At 60.3% G+C, this 25,114-nt stretch carries 27 protein-coding genes and 1 other annotated feature; of the genes, 21 read left to right on the forward strand and 6 right to left on the reverse strand.

The genetic code is table 11. The features are described from left to right. Positions 1-7 precede the first annotated feature (7 nt). From nifN to nifM, 8 genes are all read left to right on the forward strand, one after another. Positions 8-1,393, forward strand: a complete 1,386-nt coding sequence (nifN, locus tag KOSB73_RS20515; protein WP_024360009.1) for a nitrogenase iron-molybdenum cofactor biosynthesis protein NifN — start codon at positions 8-10, stop codon at positions 1,391-1,393. Continuing rightward, positions 1,380-1,850, forward strand: coding sequence for a NifB/NifX family molybdenum-iron cluster-binding protein (locus tag KOSB73_RS20520; RefSeq protein WP_004122400.1), 471 nt, complete (start codon positions 1,380-1,382; stop codon positions 1,848-1,850). Before nifN ends, KOSB73_RS20520 begins: the two co-directional genes overlap by 14 nt. Positions 1,851-2,045: 195 nt before the next feature. Further along, entirely contained in the window at positions 2,046-2,870 is an 825-nt protein-coding gene (gene nifU, locus KOSB73_RS20525) for a Fe-S cluster assembly protein NifU (protein ID WP_004138782.1), read from the forward strand. 30 nt (positions 2,871-2,900) lie between these two features. Continuing rightward, on the forward strand, positions 2,901-4,103 hold the full coding sequence (nifS, locus tag KOSB73_RS20530) for a cysteine desulfurase NifS (protein WP_024360010.1): 1,203 nt from the start codon (positions 2,901-2,903) through the stop codon (positions 4,101-4,103). A gap of 14 nt (positions 4,104-4,117) precedes the next feature. After that, positions 4,118-5,260: a homocitrate synthase gene (gene nifV, locus KOSB73_RS20535; protein ID WP_049085767.1), complete on the forward strand. Its 1,143-nt coding sequence runs from the start codon at positions 4,118-4,120 to the stop codon at positions 5,258-5,260. Beyond that, the gene (locus KOSB73_RS20540) at positions 5,260-5,520 is read left to right on the forward strand and encodes a nitrogenase-stabilizing/protective protein NifW (RefSeq protein WP_004122407.1); all 261 of its coding nucleotides are present in this window, start codon (positions 5,260-5,262) and stop codon (positions 5,518-5,520) included. Before nifV ends, KOSB73_RS20540 begins: the two co-directional genes overlap by 1 nt. After that, positions 5,517-5,963 (forward strand): nitrogen fixation protein NifZ, encoded by a 447-nt coding sequence (locus KOSB73_RS20545; RefSeq protein ID WP_024360013.1) that lies wholly within the window; start codon positions 5,517-5,519, stop codon positions 5,961-5,963. The genes KOSB73_RS20540 and KOSB73_RS20545 overlap by 4 nt, the downstream gene beginning before the upstream one ends. After that, on the forward strand, positions 5,960-6,760 hold the full coding sequence (nifM, locus tag KOSB73_RS20550) for a nitrogen fixation protein NifM (protein WP_098140906.1): 801 nt from the start codon (positions 5,960-5,962) through the stop codon (positions 6,758-6,760). Before KOSB73_RS20545 ends, nifM begins: the two co-directional genes overlap by 4 nt. Positions 6,761-6,783: 23 nt before the next feature. Here the strand turns inward: nifM and KOSB73_RS20555 are convergent, their stop codons facing one another. After that, a complete protein-coding gene (locus KOSB73_RS20555) occupies positions 6,784-7,314 on the reverse strand; it encodes a flavodoxin (RefSeq protein WP_004138775.1) in 531 nt (176 codons plus the stop codon). Positions 7,315-7,635: 321 nt separating this feature from the next. Between KOSB73_RS20555 and nifL the strand changes: the two genes are divergently transcribed. From nifL to KOSB73_RS20575, 4 genes are all read left to right on the forward strand, one after another. Beyond that, on the forward strand, positions 7,636-9,123 hold the full coding sequence (nifL, locus tag KOSB73_RS20560; protein ID WP_049085768.1) for a nitrogen fixation negative regulator NifL: 1,488 nt from the start codon (positions 7,636-7,638) through the stop codon (positions 9,121-9,123). Next, positions 9,120-10,694, forward strand: a complete 1,575-nt coding sequence (gene nifA / locus KOSB73_RS20565; RefSeq protein WP_004138773.1) for a nif-specific transcriptional activator NifA — start codon at positions 9,120-9,122, stop codon at positions 10,692-10,694. The genes nifL and nifA overlap by 4 nt, the downstream gene beginning before the upstream one ends. 164 nt (positions 10,695-10,858) lie before the next feature. Then, positions 10,859-12,265 (forward strand): nitrogenase cofactor biosynthesis protein NifB, encoded by a 1,407-nt coding sequence (gene nifB, locus KOSB73_RS20570; RefSeq protein ID WP_024360016.1) that lies wholly within the window; start codon positions 10,859-10,861, stop codon positions 12,263-12,265. Then, positions 12,265-12,768, forward strand: coding sequence for a nitrogen fixation protein NifQ (locus tag KOSB73_RS20575; RefSeq protein WP_004138772.1), 504 nt, complete (start codon positions 12,265-12,267; stop codon positions 12,766-12,768). Before nifB ends, KOSB73_RS20575 begins: the two co-directional genes overlap by 1 nt. Positions 12,769-12,842: 74 nt before the next feature. Here KOSB73_RS20575 and KOSB73_RS20580 read toward each other — a convergent pair whose 3' ends face one another. From KOSB73_RS20580 to KOSB73_RS20595, 4 genes are all read right to left on the reverse strand, one after another. Beyond that, on the reverse strand, positions 12,843-14,201 hold the full coding sequence (locus KOSB73_RS20580) for an APC family permease (RefSeq protein WP_004122426.1): 1,359 nt from the start codon (positions 14,199-14,201) through the stop codon (positions 12,843-12,845). After that, complete coding sequence (yoeI, locus tag KOSB73_RS31515) at positions 14,191-14,253, reverse strand: membrane protein YoeI (protein ID WP_096335043.1); 63 nt, start codon at positions 14,251-14,253, stop codon at positions 14,191-14,193. The genes KOSB73_RS20580 and yoeI overlap by 11 nt, the downstream gene beginning before the upstream one ends. 235 nt (positions 14,254-14,488) lie before the next feature. Beyond that, a complete protein-coding gene (locus KOSB73_RS20590; RefSeq protein WP_049085770.1) occupies positions 14,489-15,379 on the reverse strand; it encodes a LysR family transcriptional regulator in 891 nt (296 codons plus the stop codon). A gap of 38 nt (positions 15,380-15,417) precedes the next feature. Next, positions 15,418-16,242: an SDR family oxidoreductase gene (locus KOSB73_RS20595; protein ID WP_049131089.1), complete on the reverse strand. Its 825-nt coding sequence runs from the start codon at positions 16,240-16,242 to the stop codon at positions 15,418-15,420. A 175-nt stretch (positions 16,243-16,417) separates the two neighbouring features. Here KOSB73_RS20595 and hisL point away from each other — a divergent pair, with 175 nt between their 5' ends. The 9 genes from hisL (at position 16,418) to hisIE (ending at position 23,657) form a co-directional block, all read left to right on the forward strand. Further along, positions 16,418-16,468: a his operon leader peptide gene (gene hisL / locus KOSB73_RS30485; RefSeq protein ID WP_009654477.1), complete on the forward strand. Its 51-nt coding sequence runs from the start codon at positions 16,418-16,420 to the stop codon at positions 16,466-16,468. Further along, positions 16,444-16,566: a sequence feature (His leader region), on the forward strand. Its footprint overlaps the gene before it by 25 nt. A 47-nt stretch (positions 16,567-16,613) precedes the next feature. Next, complete coding sequence (gene hisG / locus KOSB73_RS20600) at positions 16,614-17,513, forward strand: ATP phosphoribosyltransferase (RefSeq protein ID WP_004138766.1); 900 nt, start codon at positions 16,614-16,616, stop codon at positions 17,511-17,513. A 39-nt stretch (positions 17,514-17,552) separates the two neighbouring features. Continuing rightward, positions 17,553-18,857, forward strand: coding sequence for a histidinol dehydrogenase (hisD, locus tag KOSB73_RS20605; RefSeq protein ID WP_024360019.1), 1,305 nt, complete (start codon positions 17,553-17,555; stop codon positions 18,855-18,857). Next, positions 18,854-19,915 (forward strand): histidinol-phosphate transaminase, encoded by a 1,062-nt coding sequence (gene hisC / locus KOSB73_RS20610; RefSeq protein ID WP_098140908.1) that lies wholly within the window; start codon positions 18,854-18,856, stop codon positions 19,913-19,915. The genes hisD and hisC overlap by 4 nt, the downstream gene beginning before the upstream one ends. Continuing rightward, entirely contained in the window at positions 19,912-20,979 is a 1,068-nt protein-coding gene (hisB, locus tag KOSB73_RS20615; protein WP_098140910.1) for a bifunctional histidinol-phosphatase/imidazoleglycerol-phosphate dehydratase HisB, read from the forward strand. The genes hisC and hisB overlap by 4 nt, the downstream gene beginning before the upstream one ends. Beyond that, a complete protein-coding gene (gene hisH, locus KOSB73_RS20620) occupies positions 20,979-21,569 on the forward strand; it encodes an imidazole glycerol phosphate synthase subunit HisH (RefSeq protein WP_004122439.1) in 591 nt (196 codons plus the stop codon). Before hisB ends, hisH begins: the two co-directional genes overlap by 1 nt. Further along, positions 21,569-22,306 carry a 1-(5-phosphoribosyl)-5-[(5-phosphoribosylamino)methylideneamino]imidazole-4-carboxamide isomerase gene (gene hisA, locus KOSB73_RS20625; protein ID WP_049089485.1) on the forward strand — a complete coding sequence of 246 codons (738 nt, stop codon included), beginning with the start codon at positions 21,569-21,571 and terminating at the stop codon, positions 22,304-22,306. The genes hisH and hisA overlap by 1 nt, the downstream gene beginning before the upstream one ends. Beyond that, a complete protein-coding gene (hisF, locus tag KOSB73_RS20630) occupies positions 22,288-23,064 on the forward strand; it encodes an imidazole glycerol phosphate synthase subunit HisF (protein ID WP_004122444.1) in 777 nt (258 codons plus the stop codon). Before hisA ends, hisF begins: the two co-directional genes overlap by 19 nt. Then, positions 23,058-23,657 (forward strand): bifunctional phosphoribosyl-AMP cyclohydrolase/phosphoribosyl-ATP diphosphatase HisIE, encoded by a 600-nt coding sequence (gene hisIE / locus KOSB73_RS20635; RefSeq protein WP_004122447.1) that lies wholly within the window; start codon positions 23,058-23,060, stop codon positions 23,655-23,657. Before hisF ends, hisIE begins: the two co-directional genes overlap by 7 nt. 83 nt (positions 23,658-23,740) lie before the next feature. On the opposite strand, the gene KOSB73_RS20640 is transcribed toward hisIE, so the two are convergent. Beyond that, a complete protein-coding gene (locus KOSB73_RS20640) occupies positions 23,741-25,060 on the reverse strand; it encodes a glycosyltransferase family 2 protein (RefSeq protein ID WP_098067550.1) in 1,320 nt (439 codons plus the stop codon). Between the last annotated feature and the right edge of the window lie 54 nt (positions 25,061-25,114).

Genomic DNA, 25,114 nt, shown 5'->3' on the forward strand with positions numbered 1-25,114 from the left:
GCTCACCATGGCAGACATTTTCCGCACCGATAAGCCGCTGGCGGTCAGCCCCATCAAAACCGGCCAGCCGCTCGGCGCAATCCTCGCCAGCCTCGGGATCGAACACAGCATCCCTCTGGTCCACGGCGCGCAGGGGTGCAGCGCCTTCGCCAAAGTCTTTTTTATTCAACATTTCCACGACCCGGTTCCCCTGCAGTCGACGGCGATGGACCCCACGTCGACGATTATGGGCGCGGACGGCAATATTTTTACCGCCCTGGATACCCTCTGCCAGCGCAACAATCCGCAGGCTATCGTACTGCTCAGCACCGGGCTGTCGGAGGCCCAGGGCAGCGATATTTCCCGCGTGGTTCGCCAGTTTCGCGAAGAGTATCCCCGTCACAAGGGGGTGGCGATATTGACGGTTAACACGCCGGATTTTTATGGCTCCATGGAGAACGGCTTCAGCGCGGTGCTAGAGAGCGTCATTGAGCAGTGGGTGCCGCCGGCGCCGCGCCCGGCTCAGCGCAATCGCCGGGTCAATCTGCTGATCAGCCACCTCTGTTCGCCGGGTGATATCGAGTGGCTGCGCCGATGCGTCGAAGCCTTTGGCCTGCAGCCGGTAATCCTGCCGGACCTGGCGCAATCGATGGACGGCCACCTGGCGCAGGGCGATTTCTCGCCGCTGACCCAGGGCGGGACGCCGCTGCGCCAGATAGAGCAAATGGGGCAAAGCCTATGCAGCTTCGCCATTGGCGTCTCCCTTCATCGCGCCTCATCGCTGCTGGCCCCGCGCTGCCGGGGCGAGGTTATCGCCCTGCCGCACCTGATGACCCTCGAACGCTGCGACGCCTTTATTCATCAACTGGCGAAAATTTCCGGACGCGCCGTTCCCGAGTGGCTGGAACGCCAGCGCGGCCAGCTACAGGATGCGATGATCGACTGCCATATGTGGCTCCAGGGCCAGCGCATGGCGATAGCGGCGGAAGGCGATTTGCTGGCGGCGTGGTGTGATTTCGCCAACAGCCAGGGGATGCAGCCCGGCCCGCTGGTGGCCCCTACCGGTCATCCCAGCCTGCGCCAGCTGCCGGTGGAACGGGTGGTGCCAGGGGATCTGGAGGATCTGCAAACCCTGCTGTGCGCGCATCCCGCCGACCTGCTGGTGGCGAACTCGCACGCCCGCGACCTGGCGGAGCAGTTTGCGCTGCCGCTGGTGCGCGCGGGTTTTCCGCTCTTTGATAAGCTCGGCGAATTCCGCCGGGTGCGACAGGGGTATAGCGGGATGCGCGATACGCTGTTTGAGCTGGCAAACCTGATGCGCGAGCGTCACCACCACCTCGCCCACTACCGATCGCCGCTGCGCCAGAACCCCGAATCGTCACTCTCCACAGGAGGCGCTTATGCCGCCGATTAACCGTCAGTTTGATATGGTCCACTCCGATGAGTGGTCTATGAAGGTCGCCTTCGCCAGCTCCGACTATCGTCACGTCGATCAGCACTTCGGCGCTACCCCGCGGCTGGTGGTGTACGGCGTCAAGGCGGATCGGGTCACTCTCATCCGGGTGGTTGATTTCTCGGTCGAGAACGGCCACCAGACGGAGAAGATCGCCAGGCGGATCCACGCCCTGGAGGATTGCGTCACGCTGTTCTGCGTGGCGATTGGCGACGCGGTTTTTCGCCAGCTGTTGCAGGTGGGCGTGCGCGCCGAACGCGTTCCCGCCGACACCACCATCGTCGGCTTACTGCAGGAAATCCAGCTCTACTGGTACGACAAAGGGCAACGCAAAAATACGCGCCAGCGCGACCCGGAGCGCTTTACCCGTCTGCTGCAGGAGCAGGAGTGGCATGGGGATCCGGACCCGCGTCGCTAGCCGTGTCGTTTCTGTGACAAAGCCCACAAAACATCGCGACACTGTAGGACGAACCTTGTCAGGAAAAATACACAACCATTTGAAAAATATTAATTTTATTCTCTGGTATCGCAATTGCTAGTTCGTTATCGCCACCGCGCTTCCGCGGTGAACCGCGCCCCGGCGTTTTCCGTCATCATCCCTGGAGCTGACAGCATGTGGAATTACTCCGAGAAAGTGAAAGACCATTTTTTTAACCCCCGCAACGCGCGCGTGGTGGACAACGCCAACGCGGTAGGCGACGTCGGTTCGTTAAGCTGCGGCGACGCCCTGCGCCTGATGCTGCGCGTCGACCCGCAAAGCGAAATCATTGAGGAGGCGGGCTTCCAGACCTTCGGCTGCGGCAGCGCCATCGCCTCCTCCTCCGCGCTGACGGAGCTGATTATCGGCCATACCCTCGCCGAAGCCGGGCAGATAACCAATCAGCAGATTGCCGATTATCTCGACGGACTGCCGCCGGAGAAAATGCACTGCTCGGTGATGGGCCAGGAGGCCCTGCGCGCGGCCATCGCCAACTTTCGCGGCGAAAGCCTTGAAGAGGAGCATGACGAGGGCAAGCTGATCTGCAAATGCTTCGGCGTCGATGAAGGGCATATTCGCCGCGCGGTACAGAACAACGGGCTGACCACCCTTGCCGAGGTGATCAACTACACCAAAGCGGGCGGCGGCTGCACCTCTTGCCACGAAAAAATCGAGCTGGCCCTGGCGGAGATCCTCGCCCAGCAGCCGCAGACGACGCCAGCCGTGGCCAGCGGCAAAGATCCGCACTGGCAGAGCGTCGTCGATACCATCGCAGAACTGCGGCCGCATATTCAGGCCGACGGCGGCGATATGGCGCTACTCAGCGTCACCAACCACCAGGTGACCGTCAGCCTCTCCGGCAGCTGTAGCGGCTGCATGATGACCGATATGACCCTGGCCTGGCTGCAGCAAAAACTGATGGAACGTACCGGCTGTTATATGGAAGTGGTGGCGGCCTGAGCCGCGGTTAACTGACCCAAGGGGGACAAGATGAAACAGGTTTATCTCGATAACAACGCCACCACCCGTCTGGACCCGATGGTCCTGGAAGCGATGATGCCCTTTTTGACCGATTTTTACGGCAACCCCTCGTCGATACACGATTTTGGCATTCCGGCCCAGGCGGCTCTGGAACGCGCGCATCAGCAGGCTGCGGCGCTGCTGGGCGCGGAGTATCCCAGCGAGATTATCTTTACCTCCTGCGCCACCGAAGCCACCGCCACCGCCATCGCCTCGGCGATCGCCCTGCTGCCGGAGCGTCGCGAAATCATCACCAGCGCGGTCGAACATCCGGCGACGCTGGCGGCCTGCGAGCACCTGGAGCGCCAGGGCTACCGGATTCATCGCATCGCGGTGGATAGCGAGGGGGCGCTGGACATGGCGCAGTTCCGCGCGGCGCTCAGCCCGCGCGTCGCGTTGGTCAGCGTGATGTGGGCGAATAACGAAACCGGAGTGCTTTTCCCGATCGGCGAAATGGCGGAGCTGGCCCATGAACAAGGGGCGCTGTTTCATTGCGATGCGGTGCAGGTGGTCGGGAAAATACCGATCGCCGTGGGCCAGACCCGCATCGATATGCTCTCCTGCTCGGCGCATAAGTTCCACGGGCCAAAAGGCGTAGGCTGTCTTTATCTGCGGCGGGGAACGCGCTTTCGCCCGCTGCTGCGCGGCGGTCACCAGGAGTACGGTCGGCGAGCCGGGACGGAAAATATCTGCGGAATCGTCGGCATGGGCGCGGCCTGCGAGCTGGCGAATATTCATCTGCCGGGAATGACGCATATCGGCCAATTGCGCGACAGGCTGGAGCATCGCCTGCTGGCCAGCGTGCCGTCGGTCATGGTAATGGGCGGCGGCCAGCCGCGGGTGCCCGGCACGGTGAATCTGGCCTTTGAGTTTATTGAAGGTGAAGCCATTCTGCTGCTGTTAAACCAGGCCGGGATCGCCGCCTCCAGCGGCAGCGCCTGCACCTCAGGCTCGCTGGAACCCTCCCACGTGATGCGGGCGATGAATATCCCCTACACCGCCGCCCACGGCACCATCCGCTTTTCTCTCTCGCGCTACACCCGGGAGAAAGAGATCGATTACGTCGTCGCCACGCTGCCGCCGATTATCGACCGGCTGCGCGCGCTGTCGCCCTACTGGCAGAACGGCAAGCCGCGCCCGGCGGACGCCGTATTCACGCCGGTTTACGGCTAAGGCGGAGGTGGCTGATGGAACGCGTGCTGATTAACGATACCACCCTGCGCGACGGCGAGCAGAGCCCCGGCGTCGCCTTTCGCACCAGCGAAAAGGTCGCCATTGCCGAGGCGCTTTACGCCGCAGGAATAACGACGATGGAGGTCGGCACCCCGGCGATGGGCGACGAGGAGATCGCGCGGATCCAGCTGGTGCGTCGCCAGCTGCCCGACGCGACCCTGATGACCTGGTGTCGGATGAACGCACTGGAGATCCGCCAGAGCGCCGATCTGGGCATCGACTGGGTGGATATCTCGATTCCGGCTTCGGATAAGCTGCGGCAGTACAAACTGCGCGAGCCGCTGGCGGTGCTGCTGGAGCGGCTGGCGATGTTTATCCATCTTGCGCATACCCTCGGCCTGAAGGTATGCATCGGCTGCGAGGACGCCTCGCGGGCCAGCGGCCAGACCCTGCGCGCTATCGCCGAGGTCGCGCAGCAATGCGCCGCCGCCCGCCTGCGCTATGCCGATACGGTCGGCCTGCTCGACCCTTTTACCACCGCGGCGCAAATCTCGGCCCTGCGCGACGTCTGGTCCGGCGAAATCGAAATGCATGCCCATAACGATCTGGGTATGGCGACCGCCAATACGCTGGCGGCGGTAAGCGCCGGGGCCACCAGCGTGAATACGACGGTCCTCGGTCTCGGCGAGCGGGCGGGCAATGCGGCGCTGGAAACCGTCGCGCTGGGCCTTGAACGCTGCCTGGGCGTGGAGACCGGCGTGCATTTTTCGGCGCTGCCCGCGCTCTGTCAGAGGGTCGCGGAAGCCGCGCAGCGCGCCATCGACCCGCAGCAGCCGCTGGTCGGCGAGCTGGTGTTTACCCATGAGTCAGGTGTCCACGTGGCGGCGCTGCTGCGCGACAGCGAGAGCTACCAGTCCATCGCCCCTTCCCTGATGGGCCGCAGCTACCGGCTGGTGCTGGGCAAACACTCCGGGCGTCAGGCGGTCAACGGCATTTTTGACCAGATGGGCTATCACCTCAACGCCGCGCAGATTAACCAGCTGCTGCCCGCCATCCGCCGCTTCGCCGAGAACTGGAAGCGCAGCCCGAAAGATTACGAGCTGGTGGCTATCTACGACGAGCTGTGCGGTGAATCCGCCCTGCGGGCGAGGGGGTAATGATGGAGTGGTTTTATCAAATTCCCGGCGTGGACGAACTTCGCTCCGCCGAATCTTTTTTTCAGTTTTTCGCCGTCCCCTATCAGCCCGAGCTGCTTGGCCGCTGCAGCCTGCCGGTGCTGGCAACGTTTCATCGCAAACTCCGCGCGGAGGTGCCGCTGCAAAACCGGCTCGAGGATAACGACCGCGCGCCCTGGCTGCTGGCGCGAAGACTGCTCGCGGAGAGCTATCAGCAACAGTTTCAGGAGAGCGGAACATGAGACCGAAATTCACCTTTAGCGAAGAGGTCCGCGTCGTACGCGCGATTCGTAACGACGGCACCGTGGCGGGCTTCGCGCCCGGCGCGCTGCTGGTCAGGCGCGGCAGCACCGGCTTTGTGCGCGACTGGGGCGTTTTTTTGCAAGATCAGATTATCTACCAGATCCACTTTCCGGAAACCGATCGGATCATCGGCTGCCGCGAGCAGGAGCTGATCCCCATCACCCAGCCGTGGCTGGCCGGAAATTTGCAATACGGGGATAGCGTGACCTGCCAGATGGCGCTCGCGGTCAACGGCGATGTGGTCGTGAGCGCCGGCCAGCGGGGACGCGTTGAGGCTACCGATCGGGGAGAGCTCGGCGACAGCTACACCGTCGACTTTAGCGGCCGCTGGTTCAGGGTCCCTGCGCAGGCCATCGCCCTTATAGAGGAAAGAGAAGAATGAACGCATGGCAACGTTTTGCCCGGCAGCGGCTAGCGCGCAGCCGCTGGAATCGCGATCCGGCGGCCCTGGATCCGGCCGATACGCCGGTTTTTGAACAGGCCTGGCAACGCCAGTGCCATATGGAGCAGACGATCGTCGCGCGGGTCCCTGAAGGCGATATTCCGGCGGCGTTGCTGGAGAATATCGCCGCCTCCCTTGCCATCTGGCTCGACGAGGGGGATTTTACGCCGCCCGAGCGCGCTGCCATCGTGCGCCATCACGCCCGGCTGGAACTCGCCTTTGCCGATATCGCCCGCCAGGCGCCGCAGCCGGATCTCTCTACGGTACAGGCATGGTATCTGCGCCACCAGACGCAGTTTATGCGCCCGGAACAGCGTCTGACCCGCCATTTACTGCTGACGGTCGATAACGACCGCGAAGCCGTGCACCAGCGGATCCTCGGCCTGTATCGGCAAATCAACGCCTCGCGGGACGCTTTCGCGCCGCTGGCCCAGCGCTATTCCCACTGCCCGAGCGCGCTGGAAGAGGGTCGTTTAGGCTGGATTAGCCGCGGCCTGCTCTATCCGCAGCTCGAGACCGCGCTGTTTTCACTGGCGGAAAACGCGCTAAGCCTTCCCATCGCCAGCGAATTGGGCTGGCATCTTTTATGGTGCGAAGCGATTCGCCCCGCCGCGCCCATGGAGCCGCAGCAGGCGCTGGAGAGCGCGCGCGATTATCTTTGGCAGCAGAGCCAGCAGCGCCATCAGCGCCAGTGGCTGGAACAGATGATTTCCCGTCAGCCGGGACTGTGCGGGTAGCCTCGGCGGCTACCCGTTAACGCCTACAGCACGGTGCGTTTAATCTCCTCAAGCCAGCTCGCCAGACGCGCTTCGGTCTGGTCGAACTGGTTATCCTGATCCAGCACCAGCCCAACAAAGCGGTCGCCTTCCAGCGCCGAGGACGCGCTGAATTCATAACCCTCATTTGGCCAGCTGCCAATCATCTGCGCGCCGCGCGCGCTCAGGGCGTCGAACAGCGGGCGCATCCCGCTGACGAAGTTGTCCGGATAGCCTCTCTGATCGCCGAGGCCGAACAGCGCCACGGTTTTCCCTTTCAGGCTGGCGTCGTCGAGGCCGCTGATAAATTCGCTCCATGACTCGCTTTCGCATCCGGCCTCCAGCCCCGGCAGCTGGCCGTCGCCGAGCGTCGGCGTGCCCAGCAGCAGCACCGGATAGGCCATAAAGTCGTCCAGCGTCGTGCGGTTAATGTTGACCGGGGCATCCGCCAGCTCGCCCAGCTGCTTGTGGATCATTTTCGCGATTTTGCGGGTTTTACCGGTATCGGTGCCAAAGAAAATACCAATGTTCGCCATGTTGCGCTCCTGTCGGAAAAGGGGGTTGAAAATACGCGTTCTCGCAGGGGTATTGCGAAGGCTGTGCCAGGTTGCTTTGCACTACCGCGGCCCATCCCTGCCCCAAAACGATCGCTTCAGCCCCCTCCCGCCGCGCGCGGCGGGGCTGGCGGGGCGCTTAAAATGCAAAAAGCGTCTGCTTTTCCCCTACCGGATCAATGTTTCTGCACATCACGCCGATAAGGGCGCACGGTTTGCATGGTTATCACCGTTCGGAAAACACCGCGGCGTCCCTGTCACGGTGTCGGACAAATTGTCATAACTGCGACACAGGAGTTTGCGATGACCCTGAATATGATGCTCGATAACGCCGTACCCGAGGCGATTGCCGGTGCGCTGACTCAACAACATCCGGGGCTGTTTTTTACAATGGTCGAACAGGCATCGGTAGCGATTTCCCTCACCGATGCCCGGGCGAATATTATCTACGCCAACCCGGCGTTTTGCCGCCAGACTGGATACTCGCTGGCGCAATTGCTCAATCAAAACCCGCGCCTGCTGGCCAGCAGCCAGACGCCGCGCGAGATCTACCAGGAGATGTGGCAAACCCTGCTCCAGCGCCAGCCGTGGCGCGGTCAGCTAATTAATCAGCGCCGCGACGGCGGCCTGTATCTGGTGGATATCGATATCACGCCGGTGCTGAATCCGCAGGGTGAGCTGGAGCATTATCTGGCGATGCAGCGGGATATCAGCGTCAGCTATACCCTGGAACAGCGGCTGCGCAATCATATGACGCTAATGGAAGCGGTGCTCAATAACATCCCCGCCGCCGTGGTCGTGGTCGATGAGCAGGATCGGGTGGTGATGGATAATCTCGCCTACAAAACGTTCTGCGCGGACTGCGGCGGGAAAGAGCTGCTGGTCGAGCTCCAGGTTTCCCCGCGCAAAATGGGGCCCGGCGCGGAGCAAATCCTGCCGGTGGTGGTTCGCGGCGCGGTCCGCTGGCTGTCGGTGACCTGCTGGGCGCTGCCCGGCGTGAGTGAAGAAGCCAGCCGCTACTTCGTCGACAGCGCCCCGGCGCGCACGCTGGTGGTGATCGCCGACTGTACCCAGCAGCGCCAGCAGCAGGAGCAGGGCCGGCTCGACCGTCTGAAACAGCAAATGACCGCCGGTAAGCTGCTGGCCGCGATTCGCGAGTCGCTGGACGCGGCGCTGATTCAGCTTAATTGCCCAATCAATATGCTGGCGGCGGCCCGCCGGCTGAACGGCGAAGGCAGCGGCAACGTGGCGCTGGACGCGGCGTGGCGCGAAGGTGAAGAGGCCATGGCGCGCCTGCAGCGCTGCCGCCCTTCTCTTGAGCTGGAAAGCAATGCCGTCTGGCCGCTTCAGCCCTTTTTTGACGACCTGTACGCCCTCTACCGCACCCGCTTTGACGATCGCGCGCGGCTGCAGGTGGACATGGCATCGCCGCATCTGGTCGGCTTCGGCCAGCGTACCCAGCTGCTGGCCTGCTTGAGTTTATGGCTCGACCGGACGCTGGCCCTCGCCGCCGAGCTGCCCTCCGTACCGCTGGAGATCGAGCTTTACGCCGAAGAGGACGAGGGCTGGCTCTCTTTGTATCTCAACGACAATGTCCCGCTGCTGCAGGTGCGCTACGCCCACTCCCCCGATGCCCTAAACTCTCCCGGCAAAGGGATGGAGCTGCGGCTGATCCAAACGCTGGTCGCCTACCACCGCGGCGCGATTGAACTGGCTTCGCGACCGCAGGGAGGCACCAGCCTGGTTCTGCGTTTCCCGCTCTTTAATACCCTGACCGGAGGTGAGCAATGATCCATAAATCCGATTCGGACACCACCGTCAGACGTTTCGATCTCTCCCAGCAGTTTACCGCCATGCAGCGGATAAGCGTGGTCCTGAGTCGCGCCACCGAAGCGAGCAAAACCCTGCAGGAGGTCCTGAGCGTGCTACATAACGATGCGTTTATGCAGCACGGGATGATTTGCCTGTACGACAGCCAGCAGGAGATCCTGAGCATCGAAGCGCTGCAGCAAACGGAAGACCAGACGCTGCCCGGCAGTACGCAAATTCGCTACCGGCCGGGGGAAGGATTAGTCGGTACCGTGCTGGCGCAGGGCCAGTCGCTGGTGCTGCCGCGCGTCGCCGACGACCAGCGTTTTCTCGATCGTCTGAGCCTGTACGACTATGACCTGCCGTTTATCGCCGTTCCGCTGATGGGCCCCCACTCCCGGCCCATCGGCGTACTGGCGGCGCAGCCGATGGCGCGTCAGGAAGAGCGGCTGCCCGCCTGCACGCGCTTTCTCGAAACCGTCGCCAATCTGATCGCCCAGACGATTCGCCTGATGATCCTGCCAACCTCCGCCGCGCAGGCGCCGCAGCAGAGCCCCAGAATAGAGCGCCCGCGCGCCTGTACCCCTTCGCGCGGTTTCGGCCTGGAAAATATGGTCGGTAAAAGCCCGGCGATGCGGCAGATTATGGATATTATTCGTCAGGTTTCCCGCTGGGATACCACGGTGCTGGTACGCGGCGAGAGCGGCACCGGGAAAGAGCTCATCGCCAACGCCATCCACCATAATTCTCCGCGCGCCGCCGCGGCGTTCGTCAAATTTAACTGCGCGGCGCTGCCGGACAACCTGCTGGAGAGCGAGCTGTTTGGTCATGAGAAAGGCGCGTTTACCGGCGCGGTGCGCCAGCGGAAAGGCCGCTTTGAGCTGGCGGACGGCGGCACCTTATTCCTCGATGAGATCGGCGAAAGCAGCGCCTCGTTTCAGGCTAAGCTACTGCGTATTCTGCAAGAGGGGGAGATGGAGCGCGTCGGCGGCGACGAAACCCTGCGGGTCAACGTGCGCATTATCGCGGCGACCAACCGCCATCTGGAAGAGGAGGTGCGGCTGGGTCATTTCCGCGAGGATCTATACTACCGCCTGAACGTAATGCCTATCGCGCTGCCGCCGCTGCGCGAGCGCCAGGAGGATATCGCCGAGCTGGCGCACTTTCTGGTGCGAAAAATCGCCCACAGCCAGGGGCGAACGCTGCGCATCAGCGATGGGGCGATTCGCCTGCTGATGGAGTACAGCTGGCCGGGAAACGTGCGCGAACTGGAAAACTGTCTCGAACGTTCGGCGGTGCTGTCGGAAAGCGGCCTGATAGACCGGGACGTGATTCTGTTCAACCATCGCGATAACCCGCCGAAAGCGCTCGCCAGCAGCGGCCCGGCGGAGGACGGCTGGCTCGATAACAGCCTCGACGAGCGCCAGCGGCTGATCGCCGCCCTGGAAAAAGCGGGCTGGGTGCAGGCCAAAGCGGCGCGGCTGCTCGGCATGACCCCGCGCCAGGTGGCGTATCGCATTCAGATTATGGATATCACCATGCCGCGACTGTGAAGCCTTATGTGAGATTCAGGACATTGTCGCCAGCGCGGCGGAATTGCGACAATTCAGGGACGCGGGTTGCCGGTTAAAAAGTCTACTTTTCATGCGGTTGCGAAATTAACCTCTGGTACAGCATTTGCAGCAGGAAGGTATCGCCCAATCACGAAGGTACGACCATGACTTCCTGCTCCTCTTTTTCTGGCGGCAAAGCCTGCCGCCCGGCGGATGACAGCGCATTGACGCCGCTTGTGGCCGATAAAGCTGCCGCGCACCCCTGCTACTCTCGCCATGGGCATCACCGTTTCGCGCGGATGCATCTGCCCGTCGCGCCCGCCTGCAATTTGCAGTGCAACTACTGTAATCGCAAATTCGATTGCAGCAACGAGTCCCGCCCCGGGGTATCGTCAACGCTGCTGACGCCTGAACAGGCGGTCGTGAAAGTGCGTCAGGTCGCGCAGGCGATCCCGCAGCTTTCGGTGGTGGGCATCGCCGGGCCCGGCGATCCGCTCGCCAATATCGCCCGCACCTTTCGCACCCTGGAGCTGATCCGCGAACAGCTGCCGGACCTGAAATTATGCCTGTCGACCAACGGACTGATGCTGCCTGACGCGGTGGACCGCCTGCTGGATGTCGGCGTTGACCACGTCACGGTCACCATTAATACCCTCGACGCGGAGATTGCCGCGCAAATCTACGCCTGGCTATGGCTGGACGGCGAACGCTACAGCGGGCGCGAAGCGGGAGAGATCCTGATTGCCCGTCAGCTTGAGGGCGTGCGCAGGCTGACCGCCAAAGGTGTGCTGGTGAAAATAAATTCGGTGCTGATCCCCGGTATCAACGATAGCGGCATGGCCGACGTGAGCCGCGCGCTGCGGGCCAGCGGCGCGTTTATCCATAATATTATGCCGCTGATCGCCAGGCCGGAGCACGGCACGGTGTTTGGCCTCAACGGCCAGCCGGAGCCGGACGCCGAGACGCTCGCCGCCACCCGCGGCCGGTGCGGCGAAGTGATGCCGCAGATGACCCACTGCCACCAGTGTCGCGCCGACGCCATTGGGATGCTCGGCGAAGACCGCAGCCAGCAGTTTACCCAGCTTCCGGCGCCAGAGAGTCTCCCGGCCTGGCTGCCGATCCTCCACCAGCGCGCGCAGCTGCACGCCAGCATTGCGACCCGCGGCGAATCTGAAGCCGATGACGCCTGCCTGGTCGCCGTGGCGTCAAGCCGCGGGGACGTCATTGATTGTCACTTTGGTCACGCCGACCGGTTCTACATTTACAGCCTCTCGGCCGCCGGTATGGTGCTGGTCAACGAGCGCTTTACGCCCAAATATTGTCAGGGGCGCGATGACTGCGAGCCGCAGGATAACGCAGCCCGGTTTGCGGCGATCCTCGAACTGCTGGCGGACGTTAAAGCCGTATTCTGCGTGCGTATCGGCCATACGCCGTGGCAACAGCTGGAACAGGAAGGCATTGAACCCTGCGTTGACGGCGCGTGGCGGCCGGTCTCCGAAGTGCTGCCCGCGTGGTGGCAACAGCGTCGGGGGAGCTGGCCTGCCGCGTTGCCGCATAAGGGGGTCGCCTGATGCCGCCGCTCGACTGGTTGCGGCGCTTATGGCTGCTGTACCACGCGGGGAAAGGCAGCTTTCCGCTGCGCATGGGGCTTAGCCCGCGCGATTGGCAGGCGCTGCGCCGGCGCCTGGGCGAGGTGGAAACGCCGCTCGACGGCGAGACGCTCACCCGTCGCCGCCTGATGGCGGAGCTCAACGCCACCCGCGAAGAGGAGCGCCAGCAGCTGGGCGCTTGGCTGGCGGGCTGGATGCAGCAAGATGCCGGGCCGATGGCGCAGATTATCGCCGAGGTTTCGCTGGCGTTTAACCATCTCTGGCAGGATCTTGGTCTGGCATCGCGCGCCGAATTGCGCCTGCTGATGAGCGACTGCTTTCCACAGCTGGTGGTGATGAACGAACACAATATGCGCTGGAAAAAGTTCTTTTATCGTCAGCGCTGTTTGCTGCAGCAGGGGGAAGTTATCTGCCGTTCGCCAAGCTGCGACGAGTGCTGGGAACGCAGCGCCTGTTTTGAGTAGCCGTTTCCCGAAGGGGGCGCTGCAAACAAAAAAGCCGGAGGTTTCCCTCCGGCTTTTCACATCATCAAATGTGATTATGCGACGTCTTCGTACTGCGGCACCGGGTTGCGGAAGCTTTTGGTCACGCAGGCCAGGTAGACCAGACCAATACCGCCCCAGATCAGGCCGAGAACCATGGAGCTCTCTTCGAGGTTAATCCACAGTGCGCCGACGGTCAGCGCGCCGCAGACCGGCAGAATCAGATAGTTGAAGTGGTCTTTCAGCGTTTTGTTGCGCTTTTCACGGATCCAGAACTGGGAGATCACCGACAGGTTAACGAAGGTGAACGCCACCAGCGCGCCGAAGTTAATCAGCGCCGTCGCCGTGACGAGGTCGAATTTAATCGCCAGCAGCGCGATCGCGCCAACCAGCAGCACGTTCCATGCCGGAGTACGCCATTTCGGATGCACGTAGCCGAAGAAACGCGTCGGGAACACGCCGTCGCGGCCCATCACGTACATCAGACGGGAAACGCCCGCATGCGCGGCCATGCCGGATGCCAGTACGGTAACGCTGGAGAAAATCAGCACGCCCCACTGGAAGGTTTTGCCCGCCACGTACAGCATGATTTCAGGCTGCGAGGCGTCCGGATCTTTAAAGCGCGAGATGTCCGGGAAGTACAGCTGCAGGAAGTAGGAAGCGCCGATAAAGATCAGGCCGCCAATCAACGCGGTCAGGAAGATAGCCTTCGGGATCACGCGCTCCGCGTCTTTGGTCTCTTCAGACAGCGAAGAGATGCCGTCGAAGCCGAGGAACGAGAAGCACAGGATGGTCGCGCCGGTAATCATCGGCACCACGTGCGCGCCTTCAGACCAGAATGGACGGGTGCTGGTCAGCGTGCCCGCGCCTTCGCCGTGCATAACGCCGTAGATAATCAGGCCAACAATCACCGCCACGATACCCATCTGCAGGATAACGATCAGGGTATTGAAGTTCGCCACGGTCTTGATGCTGCGCAGGTTGGAGATGGTCATAAAGGCCACCAGCGCGACAACGAAGATCCACGAAGGAATAGAAGGCACCAGCGCTTCAAAATAAATTTTGGCCAGCAGAATGTTGATCATCGGCATGAACAGGTAGTCCAGCAGCGATGACCAGCCCACCATAAAGCCGACGGCCGGGCTAATGGATTTCTGCGCGTAGGTATAGGCGGAACCCGCCGACGGGAAACGGCGAACCAGTTTACCGTAGCTCAGCGCCGTGAAGAGAATGGCGATCAGCGCGAAGGCGTAAGCCGTCGCTACGTGACCATCAGTCAATCCAGAGACGATACCAAACGTATCGAACAGCGTCATCGGCTGCATATAGGCCAGGCCCATCATGACAACCGGAATCAACGTAAGCGTTTTACGTAATTCCACGCGAGAGGTTTTTGGAGTAGCGTTATGCGACATAGTTATCCCCTTTTACGGTGAACGCCAGCGCGTAAGCAAAAAATTGCCCCATTTCTTTGTATTCCTCAGCGACAACCACTGTCGGTTTTTAGTAAATATCTATCCGGTACGAAGCCCGGCCTCTTGGTATTGAATGATGTGTCTTTCAACCAAAAAAATAACCGACACTTTAAAAAAGCGTCGGCCAGTTTCTGATTTTCAGGACGCGTATTTTGCAACAACTGCTGGCCCGATGACAAGATGTTACAAGGCTTAATAATCTTGGTAATTCTCTAACAGATTAATATTCATACGATTTTAGTATTATAGACCTGATGGATAGCACTATTTGCTAATATCTCCTTTCGCCACCACTCGCCCGCCTGCCCGCAAACGTCTTCATTCCAGCCTATCCATGCGCGATTGACCGGTTCGGGGACCGTCGTTTTTATTATCAGTAGCTCGCCGCGGGCGATTAAAGGCTGCACCTGGAATAGCGGTAAATAACCCCAGCCCAGTCCGGCGCACAGCAGCATCAGCTGGGCGGGAAGATCGAATACCGTCAGGCTCTCCTCGCCGTCGGCCTGCGGCCACGCGCCGTCGGTGGTAATCGCGCGATGGCGGCGCAGCGTCCGCCAGCCCACAGGACCGGCAATCTGCGCAAGCGGATGCTGGGGCGCAACGACAAACGCCTGCGCCACCTCCCCCAGTAGAACAGAGCCGTAGCCGCTGAGCGCCGGAGGGTCGCCCAGCGCGCCGAGCAGAAGATCCGCCCGCCCTTCCACCAGCGTCTGCCAGTTTGCGCCGAGGGTATCGCGGCGGAATTCAAGACGGGTGGCGTGATGCTGGCGATAAAACGCCGCGATCGACGGGGCCAGCAGCGAGAACGGAAAGGTAGCGTCGACGTTGAGTATCAGCGCATTTTCCCAGCCCTGATGCAGCCTGACGGCCTGCTTTTCCAGTTCGCGGGCGGTGTGCAGCACGTCGCGCCCCTTTTCCAGCAGCATCTGCCCGGTACGGGTGAAGCGCGCCCGGTGGCCGCTGCGGTCGAGAAGTTGAATATTGAGATCGCTTTCCAGCTTATGAATGGTATAGCTCAGCGCCGACGGCGTTTTATAGAGCTTCGCCGAGGCGGCGGCAAAGCTGCCCTCTTTGTCGAGGGCATCAAGAATGACGAGCACATCCAGCAGTGGTTTCATCGCTACCCCCTTTCGGTACGCGATTCACCGCTGGCGCATTACTCCATCGGCATCACCAGCGGATCGGGGTACTGGTACTCAAACCCCAGTTCGTTGCAAATACGGCTGCCATCCACAATCTTGCCGCAACCGTTCTCCGGGTTATCAGAGAATACGGGGACGGGAAGCCCAAGCTCGCGGGCCATCTGCGGATAAAAGACGCCGCGCGCGGGATGCTTAGGCGCACATATATTATAGATGCGCCCGCCTTTCGGAGCCTGCAATAACAGTTCGATCGCGGCGATCACATCCTGGAGATGCACCAGATTGACGCCGTGCTGGCCGTCCGGCGCGGATTTCCCGGCAAAGAAGCGCCCCGGATGACGGGACGGCCCCACCAGCCCGGCGAGGCGCAGAATGTCCACCGAGGTGCCGGGAAGGTTATGCAGCCAGTCCTCCAGCTCTTTCAGCACCCGTCCGCTGGCGGTTTGCGGGTTACGGGGGGAGTTCTCCTTTAGCGTGCCGCTGGCGTTGCCGTAAACCGACGTTGAGCTGGTGAATATGATGCGCGGCACGTGATGCGCCAGCGCGGTATCAACGATTTCCTGTACCGCCTGAAGGTAAAAGTCCTCTCCGGGACCGGTCCGCCGCGCCGGTAAAGTAATCACCAGCGCGTCGACGTTCATTAAGGTATCCAGATCCTCGGTGTCGCAGACCAGCTGCGGCTCCAGACGCAGCGGATAGCTGTCGATGCCGCACATCCGCGCCGCCTCCACGCCATCCTGCGTGGTCTTACTGCCGGTCACCTGCCATCCCCGCGACATCAACGACAGCGCAAGCGGCATACCCAGCCATCCTAAACCTACAATCGCGACCTTCTTCATCCCCTTGCTCCTGACTTTTCGCTGTGCTGACTTAAGGCTACGCCAGCCGGCGGCAACTGACAATTTCTTCGGTCAATATGAAATGAATTAATGATAGAAAAAAGCCCTTGCTTTATGCGAGTAAAGTGGTTTAGGTTAAAAGGCATCAAATGCATAGTCATTCACAGAGAATTTTATGAACAGCGTTCAATTTAAAAACCACCATCATCACCATCATCCTGACTAGTCTTTCAGGCGATGTGTGCTGGAAGACGTTTGGATCTTCCAGTGGTGCATGAACGCAAAGAGAGCCCCCGGAAGATTCGCTTCCGGGGGCTTTTTTTTGGACCGAATTCGGACAGATTCAGACAGGGTTACAGAGGAAAATAAGAATGTTAGACAACAGCCGTTTACGCATAGCTATTCAGAAATCAGGGCGTTTAAGCGAAGATTCACGCGAATTACTCAGCCGCTGCGGCATCAAAGTGAATCTGCACACCCAGCGCCTGATCGCGCTGGCGGAAAATATGCCCATCGATATTCTGCGCGTGCGAGATGACGATATTCCGGGCCTTATCATGGACGGCGTGGTCGATTTGGGGATTATCGGCGAAAACGTGCTGGAAGAAGAGCTGCTGAGCCGCCGCGCTCAGGGCGAAGATCCGCGCTACTTCACCCTGCGCCGTCTCGACTTCGGCGGCTGCCGCCTGTCGCTGGCGACCCCGGCGGATGAACCCTGGGACGGCCCGGCGATGCTTAACGGCAAACGCATCGCCACCTCCTACCCGCACCTGCTGAAGCGCTACCTTGACCAGAAAGGCATCTCGTTCAAATCCTGCCTGCTGAACGGCTCGGTTGAAGTGGCCCCGCGCGCCGGTCTGGCTGACGCGATCTGCGACCTGGTCTCAACCGGCGCGACACTCGAAGCGAACGGCCTGCGCGAAGTGGAAGTGATGTTCCGCTCCAAAGCCTGCCTGATCCAGCGCGACGGCGAGATGGCCGATAGCAAACAGCAGCTGATTGACCGCCTGCTGACCCGTATTCAGGGCGTGATTCAGGCCCGCGAATCAAAATACATCATGATGCACGCGCCGACCGAACGCCTGGAAGAAGTCATCGCCCTGCTGCCCGGCGCCGAGCGCCCGACTATTCTGCCGCTGGCCGGCGACAAGCAGCGCGTGGCGATGCACATGGTGAGCAGCGAAACCCTGTTCTGGGAAACCATGGAAAAACTGAAAGCGCTGGGCGCCAGCTCCATTCTGGTCCTGCCGATTGAGAAGATGATGGAGTAATCCGGCGGGTCGGTCACGGGATAAACAGGGGAAACAACCATGAGCTTCAACACAATTATCGACTGGAACGGCTGTAGCGCAGAACAACAGCAACAACTCTTAACGCGCCCGGCCATTTCCGCCTCCGGGAGCATCAGCAAGACGGTGTCGGAGATCCTCACTAACGTCAAAGACAACGGCGATGCGGCCCTGCGTGAATACAGCGCGAAGTTCGACAAAACCGACGTCAAGGCGCTGAAGGTTAGCGACGAAGAGATTGCCGCCGCCGGCGCGCGCCTGAGCGACGAGCTCAAGCAGGCGATGGCCGTGGCGGTCAAAAATATCGAAACCTTCCACAACGCGCAGCAACTGCAGGCCGTGGATGTTGAAACCCTGCCGGGCGTGCGCTGCCAGCAGGTGACCCGCCCTATCGCCTCCGTCGGCTTATATATTCCCGGCGGCTCGGCGCCGCTGTTCTCAACGGTGCTGATGCTCGCAACGCCGGCGCGCATCGCCGGCTGCCAGCAGGTGGTGCTGTGCTCGCCGCCGCCGATTGCTGATGAAATCCTCTATGCCGCCCAGCTGTGCGGCGTGCGCAATATCTTTAACGTCGGCGGCGCGCAGGCGATTGCCGCCCTGGCGTTCGGCACCGAATCGGTGGCGAAGGTCGATAAAATCTTTGGCCCTGGCAACGCCTTCGTGACCGAAGCCAAGCGCCAGGTGAGCCAGCGTCTTGACGGCGCGGCTATCGATATGCCCGCCGGGCCGTCGGAAGTGCTGGTGATCGCCGACAGCGGCGCCACCCCGGATTTCGTCGCGTCCGACCTGCTTTCCCAGGCCGAGCACGGCCCGGATTCGCAGGTGATCCTGCTGACGCCGGATAGCGAGATGGCCACCCGCGTCGCGCAAGCCGTTGAGCGCCAGCTGGCCGCGCTGTCCCGGGCGGAAACCGCCCGCGGCGCGCTTTCCGCCAGCCGCATCATTGTGGCGCGCGATATCGCCCAGTGCGTGGCGATTTCCAACCAGTACGGCCCGGAGCACCTGATTATTCAGACCCGTAACGCCCGCGAACTGGTCGACGGTATCACCAGCGCTGGTTCGGTATTCCTCGGCGACTGGTCGCCGGAATCCGCCGGCGATTACGCCTCCGGCACCAACCACGTGCTGCCGACCTACGGCTACACCGCGACCTGCTCCAGCCTCGGTCTGGCGGATTTCCAGAAACGTATGACCGTGCAGGAGCTGTCGCGCGACGGGTTTGCCGCCCTCGCCTCAACAATTGAAATTCTGGCCGCCGCCGAGCGCCTGGACGCCCACAAAAACGCCGTTACGCTGCGCGTTGCAGCCCTTAAGGAGCAAGCATGAGCATTGAAGATTTAGCCCGCGCCAACGTCCGCGCGCTGACGCCGTATCAATCAGCTCGCCGTCTCGGGGGTAAAGGCGACGTCTGGCTGAACGCCAACGAATTCCCTACCGCGGTAGAGTTCCAGCTGACCGAGCAGACGATGAACCGCTACCCGGAACCGCAGCCGAAAGCGGTCATTGAACGCTACGCGCAGTATGCGGGCGTCAAGCCGGAGCAGGTGCTGGTCAGCCGCGGCGCCGACGAAGGCATTGAACTGCTGATCCGCGCCTTCTGCGAGCCGGGCCAGGACGCGGTGCTCTATTGCCCGCCGACCTACGGCATGTACAGCGTCAGCGCCGAAACCATCGGCGTGACCTGCCGTACGGTGCCGACGCTCGCCGACTGGCAGCTGGATCTGCCGGGCATCGCGGCCAATCTCGACGGCGTGAAAGTGGTTTTCGTTTGTAGCCCGAATAACCCGACCGGGCAGATTATCAACCCGAAAGATTTTCGCACCCTGCTGGAGATGACGCGCGGCAAAGCCATCGTGGTCGCGGATGAAGCCTATATCGAATTCTGCCCGCAGGCGACGCTGGCGACCTGGCTGAACGAGTATCCGCACCTGGCGATTCTGCGTACCCTCTCCAAGGCCTTCGCCCTGGCTGGTCTGCGCTGCGGTTTCACCCTCGCCAACGCCGAGGTGATTAACGTGCTGATGAAGGTTATCGCGCCTTATCCGCTCTCCACGCCGGTGGCCGATATCGCCGCCCAGGCGCTCAGCGCGGAAGGCATTGCCGCCATGCGGGCGCGCGTGGCGCAGATCCTCGCCGAACGCGATTATCTGGTAACCCAGCTGCGCGGCATTGCCTGCGTTGAAGAGGTGTTCGATTCCGAGAGCAACTACGTTCTGGCGCGGATCGTCGCCTCCAGCGCGGTGTTTAAATCTTTGTGGGATCAGGGCATTATCTTACGTGACCAGAATAAACAACCTTCATTAAGCGGCTGTTTGCGTATCACTATCGGTACCCGTGCAGAGAGCCAGCGCGTCATTGACGCTTTGACTGCGGAGAATGTATGACCCAGAAGTTTCTCTTTATTGACCGTGACGGTACGCTGATTTCCGAGCCACCGGTTGATTTTCAGGTAAACCGCTTCGATAAGCTGGCGTTTGAGCCGCAGGTGATCCCGGCCCTGCTCAAGCTGCAGCAGGAAGGGTACAAGCTGGTGATGATCACCAACCAGGATGGGTTGGGAACCGCCAGCCTGCCGCAGGACGAGTTCGACGGCCCGCACAACCTGATGATGCAGATTTTTGCCTCCCAGGGCGTCAACTTTGACGAAGTGCTGATTTGCCCGCATCTCCCGGCGGATAACTGCGACTGCCGCAAACCGAAAACCAGGCTGGTGCTGCCGTGGCTGGAACAAGGGGTGATGGACACCGCCCACAGCTACGTGATTGGCGACCGCGCGACCGATATTCAGCTGGCGGATAACATGGGCATTACCGGCCTGCGCTATGACCGCGAAAAGCTGGACTGGCCGACCATTTGCGAACAGCTGACCCGCCGCGACCGCTACGCCCACGTTGAGCGCATCACCAAAGAGACCCAGGTGGATGTGAAAGTGTGGCTGGACCGCGAAGGCGGCAGCAAAATCTCTACCGGCGTCGGTTTCTTCGATCATATGCTTGACCAAATCGCTACCCACGGCGGCTTCCGCCTGGAGGTTAACGTTGGCGGCGATCTGTATATCGACGATCACCACACCGTGGAAGATACCGGGCTGGCGCTGGGCGAAGCGCTGAAGCTGGCGCTCGGCGATAAGCGCGGCATCGGCCGTTTCGGCTTTGTGCTGCCGATGGACGAATGTCTGGCCCGCTGCGCGCTGGATATCTCCGGCCGCCCGCACCTCGAATATAAAGCCGACTTTACCTATCAGCGCGTTGGCGACCTGAGCACCGAGATGGTGGAACACTTCTTCCGCTCGCTCTCCTATACCATGGCGGTCACTCTGCACCTGAAAACCAAGGGCAAAAACGACCACCACCGCGTAGAGAGCCTATTTAAGGCCTTCGGCCGCACGCTACGCCAGGCGATTCGCGTCCAGGGCGACACGCTGCCGTCTTCGAAAGGGGTACTTTGATGAACGTGGTGATCCTCGATACCGGCTGCGCCAACCTCAATTCGGTGAAATCCGCGGTGAGCCGCCACGGCTACGAGCCGCAGGTCAGCCGCGACCCGGATGTGGTGCTGCGCGCCGATAAGCTGTTTCTACCGGGGGTGGGAACGGCTCAGGCGGCGATGGACCAGCTGCGCGAGCGCGAGTTAATCGAACTGATTAAAGCCTGTACCCAGCCGGTGCTGGGCATTTGCCTAGGCATGCAGCTGCTGGGAAAACGCAGCGAAGAGAACAACGGCGTCGACCTGCTGGGCATTATCGAGCAGGACGTGCCGAAAATGACCGACCACGGCCTGCCGCTGCCGCATATGGGCTGGAACCAGGTGTATGCCAAAGCGGGCGATCGTCTGTTTCGCGGTATTGAAGACGGGGCGTATTTTTACTTCGTCCACAGCTACGCGATGCCGGTCAACGTCAATACCATCGCCCAGTGCAGCTACGGCGAGGCCTTCACCGCGGCGGTACAAAAAGATAACTTTTTTGGCGTCCAGTTCCACCCTGAACGCTCCGGCAGCGCCGGGGCGCAGCTGCTGAAAAACTTCCTGGAGATGTGATGATCATTCCTGCTTTAGATTTAATTGACGGCACGGTCGTCCGTCTCCATCAGGGCGATTATGGCCAGCAGCGCGACTACGGCAACGATCCGCTGCCGCGCCTGCAATCCTATGCCGCGCAAGGGGCCGAAGTGCTGCATCTCGTCGATCTGACCGGGGCGAAAGATCCGGCGAAGCGCCAGATCCCGCTGCTGAAAACGCTGGTTGCCGGCGTAAATGTGCCGGTGCAGGTTGGCGGCGGCGTGCGGACGGAAGAAGACGTGGCCGCCCTGCTTGAAGCGGGCGTGGCGCGCGTGGTGGTGGGTTCGACGGCGGTGAAGTCGCCGGAAGTGGTGAAAGGCTGGTTTAAACGTTTTGGCCCGCAGCATCTGGTGCTGGCGCTTGATGTGCGGATCGACGCGGAAGGCCGCAAGCAGGTGGCGGTCAGCGGCTGGCAGGAGAACTCCGGCGTGACCCTGGAAGAACTGGTGGAGAGCTATCAGTCCGTCGGCCTGCAGCACGTGCTGTGCACCGATATTTCCCGCGACGGGACGCTGGCTGGGTCGAACGTCTCGCTGTATGAAGAAGTCTGCGCCCGCTATCCGCAGGTGGCGTTTCAGTCTTCCGGCGGCATTGGCGATCTCAATGATATCGCCGCGCTGCGCGGAACCGGAGTGCGCGGGGTGATTGTCGGCCGGGCGCTGCTGGAAGGTAAATTTAACGTAACGGAGGCCATTCAATGCTGGCAAAACGGATAATCCCCTGTCTTGACGTTCGCGACGGCCAGGTAGTGAAAGGCGTGCAGTTCCGTAATCACGAAATCATCGGCGATATCGTCCCGCTGGCTAAACGCTATGCCGACGAAGGCGCGGATGAGCTGGTGTTCTACGATATCACCGCCTCCAGCGACGGCCGCGTGGTGGATAAAAGCTGGGTGTCGCGGGTCGCGGAAGTGATCGACATTCCGTTCTGCGTTGCCGGCGGCATTAAGTCGCTGGACGATGCGGCGCAAATCCTCTCCTTCGGCGCGGATAAAATCTCCATCAACTCCCCTGCCCTGGCGGATCCGACGCTGATTACCCGCCTGGCCGATCGGTTCGGCGTGCAGTGTATTGTGGTGGGCATTGATACCTGGTTTGACGCCGCGAGCGGCAAGTATCACGTCAACCAGTATACCGGCGATGAGAGCCGGACGCGGGTGACGCAGTGGGAAACCCTGGACTGGGTGCAGGAAGTGCAAAAGCGCGGGGCCGGCGAGATCGTCCTCAATATGATGAACCAGGACGGCGTGCGTAACGGCTACGATCTGGAGCAGTTAAGCAAGGTGCGCGCCGTGTGCCGCGTGCCGCTGATTGCCTCCGGCGGCGCGGGCACTATGGAGCACTTCCTGGAAGCCTTCCGCGACGCTAACGTCGACGGCGCGCTGGCCGCCTCGGTGTTCCACAAGCAAATTATCAACATTGGCGAACTGAAAACGTACCTGGCAGCACAGGGCGTGGAGATTAGGGTATGTTAAGTGAACAGCTGGATTGGCAAAAAACCGACGGTCTGATGCCGGTCATCGTGCAGCACGCCGTCTCTGGTGAAGTGCTGATGCTGGGCTATATGAATCAGGATGCGCTGGCGAAAACCGAAGAAACCGGCAAAGTAACCTTTTATTCGCGGACCAAACAGCGTCTGTGGACCAAGGGGGAAACGTCGGGCAATTTCCTCAACGTGGTGAGCATCACCCCGGATTGCGATAACGATACCCTGCTGGCGCTGGTCAATCCGATTGGCCCAACCTGCCATAAAGGCACCTCAAGCTGCTTTGGCGAAACCGGCCATCAGTGGCTGTTCTTATATCAGCTGGAGCAGCTGCTGGCGGAACGCAAGCACGCCGACCCGGAGAGTTCGTATACCGCGAAGCTGTACGCCAGCGGAACCAAGCGGATAGCGCAGAAGGTGGGAGAAGAAGGCGTGGAGACCGCGCTGGCCGCAACGGTGCATGACCAGTTCGAGCTGAAGAATGAAGCGTCGGATTTGATGTATCACCTGCTGGTGCTGCTGCAGGATCAGGGACTGAATTTGACGGATGTGGTGGAAAACCTGCGGAGCAGGCATAAGTAAGTTATCAAAGGGAGGCGGCATAACGCCTCCCTTGCAATATAACCCTCGCCAGCGCGCTGGTTGATATCACCTGTTTAGCGTCGTCATGGCTTTTTTCGCGCCGCTATCGCTTTGACGACCCTTAATGGTTTCGTCATTTTCCATGACAAAGATGAAACCAAATCGCTATAGCGCTGAGTCAGCTCCTGGAGCTCATTGTGGACGCTGAGTAATTTCTGCTGTTGCGTGTGATGCTCGTTCTCTAAACGCGTTTTTAGCTGTTCAAATTCGTGGATAAGCGTGGTTTTATCGCTCACTTGCGCCTTCAGGACATCAATTTCACTTCGCTGAGATAAAGTTGACTGTTTAAGCGAAGTGATTTCTTCCTGCAGCGTTGAATTCAACATATGTGCATGTTCAAGCTCGCGCAACACTCTGTCTTTCAGAGAAAAAATATACTCTTCCGCTGACTGATTAACGATCCGGCCATGCGCAGCTTTAATAAAGTCATCATAAAAGTCATCACGATCGATTTCTAAAGATAGGATGAACGACTTCACATCGTTGAAGAGCAGCTTAAAGGAAGGGCCCGAGATCGTATTTAAGTTCCACTCCAGAAAAACAACGGCGTAATTATTAAAATCACGACTTCTGGACGGCAGTAAATCACGATCTTTCATAAACGAACGTAGCGAAGTTAATGCCTCCAGCGCGCAGTGCCACGAGTGTGCCCTGGTGGCAGAAAGCGACTTCGCACGGTTGATCGTATGAGAGATTAAGATTTCATCAACCAGCGAGATGCGGTTTGCTAACAGCATGAAACCACTCACAAAGTACAGGTCGTTTGTGGTTCTCAGCGGTTGAAACTCCAGGCCCATTGCCAGAATAGCTTCGCGTCTGAAGAGCTTATCCCATGGCCACCATATAAAGGCTCTGAAAAAATCGTCAGCAATATCCCGTGAAGAGAAGACCTCTTTTTCAGGCAGTAAATCCTCCCGCGCGGACAAAGGCATGGGAGAATGAGTATTGGTTTGCAGATCGATTGACTGGCACCGACAGATAACAACATCCGTTTGCAGGGCCGTAGCCCGATCGGACATTCTCTTTAACATCTCTTTATCGGCGTAATCATCATCGTCGAGGAAAATAATGTATTCGCCGGTCGCTATACGTAAGCCGATATTTCGCGATTCGCCACCGCCGACGTTGCTCGGGTTGGTTATCACCCGGACTCGCGAATCCTCATCGGCTATTTTAGCGACAATATCCAGAGTATTATCGGTGGAATTATCGTTAACAATGATAATCTCAATCTCTTTTAAAGACTGGGTTAATACCGTATTAAGCGTTTCGGAAATATATTCCGCGGCGTTATGAACGGGGATGATAACGGAAACAATAACGTTACTTGATTCATCAGACATTCAATCACCTTCAAAATAAGAGGCACGCAATCATTAAACATAAATAATGCGTTT

Origin of the sequence: Klebsiella grimontii, from assembly GCF_900200035.1 — a bacterium.
In the GTDB taxonomy this organism is placed as follows: Bacteria; Pseudomonadota; Gammaproteobacteria; order Enterobacterales; family Enterobacteriaceae; genus Klebsiella; species Klebsiella grimontii.

Bases quoted from the DNA above. Each gene is read 5' to 3' on its own strand.
- hisD (WP_024360019.1), top strand. From the start codon at position 17,553: ATGAGCTTCAACACAATTATCGACTGGAACGGCTGTAGCGCAGAACAA.
- KOSB73_RS20520 (WP_004122400.1), top strand. From the start codon at position 1,380: ATGCCGCCGATTAACCGTCAGTTTGATATGGTCCACTCCGATGAGTGG.
- nifB (WP_024360016.1), top strand. From the start codon at position 10,859: ATGACTTCCTGCTCCTCTTTTTCTGGCGGCAAAGCCTGCCGCCCGGCG.
- KOSB73_RS20640 (WP_098067550.1), bottom strand. From the start codon at position 25,060: ATGTCTGATGAATCAAGTAACGTTATTGTTTCCGTTATCATCCCCGTT.
- KOSB73_RS20545 (WP_024360013.1), top strand. From the start codon at position 5,517: ATGAGACCGAAATTCACCTTTAGCGAAGAGGTCCGCGTCGTACGCGCG.
- nifM (WP_098140906.1), top strand. From the start codon at position 5,960: ATGAACGCATGGCAACGTTTTGCCCGGCAGCGGCTAGCGCGCAGCCGC.
- nifN (WP_024360009.1), top strand. From the start codon at position 8: ATGGCAGACATTTTCCGCACCGATAAGCCGCTGGCGGTCAGCCCCATC.
- hisG (WP_004138766.1), top strand. From the start codon at position 16,614: ATGTTAGACAACAGCCGTTTACGCATAGCTATTCAGAAATCAGGGCGT.
- nifU (WP_004138782.1), top strand. From the start codon at position 2,046: ATGTGGAATTACTCCGAGAAAGTGAAAGACCATTTTTTTAACCCCCGC.
- hisF (WP_004122444.1), top strand. From the start codon at position 22,288: ATGCTGGCAAAACGGATAATCCCCTGTCTTGACGTTCGCGACGGCCAG.
- hisC (WP_098140908.1), top strand. From the start codon at position 18,854: ATGAGCATTGAAGATTTAGCCCGCGCCAACGTCCGCGCGCTGACGCCG.
- KOSB73_RS20595 (WP_049131089.1), bottom strand. From the start codon at position 16,242: ATGAAGAAGGTCGCGATTGTAGGTTTAGGATGGCTGGGTATGCCGCTT.
- nifL (WP_049085768.1), top strand. From the start codon at position 7,636: ATGACCCTGAATATGATGCTCGATAACGCCGTACCCGAGGCGATTGCC.
- nifA (WP_004138773.1), top strand. From the start codon at position 9,120: ATGATCCATAAATCCGATTCGGACACCACCGTCAGACGTTTCGATCTC.
- nifS (WP_024360010.1), top strand. From the start codon at position 2,901: ATGAAACAGGTTTATCTCGATAACAACGCCACCACCCGTCTGGACCCG.
- hisH (WP_004122439.1), top strand. From the start codon at position 20,979: ATGAACGTGGTGATCCTCGATACCGGCTGCGCCAACCTCAATTCGGTG.
- KOSB73_RS20555 (WP_004138775.1), bottom strand. From the start codon at position 7,314: ATGGCGAACATTGGTATTTTCTTTGGCACCGATACCGGTAAAACCCGC.
- hisIE (WP_004122447.1), top strand. From the start codon at position 23,058: ATGTTAAGTGAACAGCTGGATTGGCAAAAAACCGACGGTCTGATGCCG.
- KOSB73_RS20590 (WP_049085770.1), bottom strand. From the start codon at position 15,379: ATGAAACCACTGCTGGATGTGCTCGTCATTCTTGATGCCCTCGACAAA.
- nifV (WP_049085767.1), top strand. From the start codon at position 4,118: ATGGAACGCGTGCTGATTAACGATACCACCCTGCGCGACGGCGAGCAG.
- KOSB73_RS20540 (WP_004122407.1), top strand. From the start codon at position 5,260: ATGATGGAGTGGTTTTATCAAATTCCCGGCGTGGACGAACTTCGCTCC.
- KOSB73_RS20580 (WP_004122426.1), bottom strand. From the start codon at position 14,201: ATGTCGCATAACGCTACTCCAAAAACCTCTCGCGTGGAATTACGTAAA.
- hisA (WP_049089485.1), top strand. From the start codon at position 21,569: ATGATCATTCCTGCTTTAGATTTAATTGACGGCACGGTCGTCCGTCTC.
- KOSB73_RS20575 (WP_004138772.1), top strand. From the start codon at position 12,265: ATGCCGCCGCTCGACTGGTTGCGGCGCTTATGGCTGCTGTACCACGCG.
- hisB (WP_098140910.1), top strand. From the start codon at position 19,912: ATGACCCAGAAGTTTCTCTTTATTGACCGTGACGGTACGCTGATTTCC.